The organism is Actinoplanes awajinensis subsp. mycoplanecinus (genome assembly GCF_001509495.1).
Taxonomy (GTDB): domain Bacteria; phylum Actinomycetota; class Actinomycetes; order Mycobacteriales; family Micromonosporaceae; genus Actinoplanes; species Actinoplanes palleronii.
Map to the genome: position 1 here is coordinate 1 of NZ_LLZH01000113.1, position 1,147 is coordinate 1,147.

The following is a 1,147-nucleotide window of genomic DNA, read 5'->3' on the forward strand; positions in this document are numbered from 1 at the left end:
AATAGTTCTGGTGCTGGGCGGTTCTGGTGCAGGCCGGAATCGCCGATTGATGATCGGCTTTGCTCCGGATGTGGGCTGGTCGGGGTGAGCGCGGAGTTCGTGGCCTGTGATTGGGCCGCCTGTTTTCTGCTGGTATGCGGTGGTCAGCCGGGTGCGGGATGGACCGCGGTGTGAAGGTTCTCGAACGCCGCCTGCCAGGGCCAGTGTGCGGGTAGGTGCAGGTGGATGGTTCGGGCCCGGTGCGCGAGGCGGGCCGCGACGTTGATGATCCTGGCCCGGATGGTGGCGGTCCGGGCGGTCTTCCAGGTGTCGGCGGCGAGGTGACCGGCGGCGCGGGTGAGGTTGTGGGCGAGTCCGGCGCAGGCCAGCCAGGCGTCGTTGGCGGAGAATCGCCCGGACGGCAGGTGCGCGAGTGGGCCGGCGATCAGATCCGCGTTGATCTGCTCGATGACAGCATGTTGGCGGTGCTGGGCTTCGGTCTGGATCAGGGTGAACGGGCTGTCGGTGAACACCGTGTGATACCGGTATGCGGGCAGGAGTTCTTGCTGGCCGGGGGCCTGTCGCGGGTCGTCGCGGCGGATCCGGCGCACGATCAGCCGGGCGGTGACGGCGTGCCGGGTGCCGGCGAATGCGGTGTACTCGGTCTCGGCGATCTGTGCGTCGGAGATCCAGCGTTGGGCGTCTTCGTCCCAGACGGCCTGCGGATATTTGATGTCGATCCATTGGTCTTCGCTGATGCTGTCGCAGGCGGTGCGGATTTTGGTGTCGACACGGGCGGTGACCGAGAACCGCACCCCGCGGCGTCGGCAGGTGGCGATGACTGTCTTGGCGTAGAACGCGGAGTCGGCCCGGACGACGATCTCGCCGGTCGCGCCGCAGGATCGGGCGGTGGTGACCGTTTCGGCGATCATGTTGGCGGCGCCGCGGGCGGAACCGGCGTTTCCGCTGCGTAGCCGGGTCGCCGCGACGACTGGTGCGGACAGCGGCGTCGACAATGTCGTGATCAGCGGGTGGTAGCCACGCAGCCAGACGTTGTAGCCGCCGATTTTGGCGTGGCCGAACCCGGTGCCCTGCTTCTGCTTGCCGTAGACCCGGCGCAGCATCGAGTCGATGTCCACGAAGGTCAGCACGTCGGCACCGGCCAGGA

1 protein-coding gene is annotated in these 1,147 nt (G+C 67.7%); it reads right to left on the reverse strand.

Features of this window, described 5'->3' with window-relative positions:
• Positions 1–143: 143 nt before the first annotated feature.
• Positions 144–1,147: IS1380 family transposase (locus ADL15_RS51405; protein ID WP_083971275.1), on the reverse strand; the 1,004-nt coding region annotated here is incomplete at its 5' end.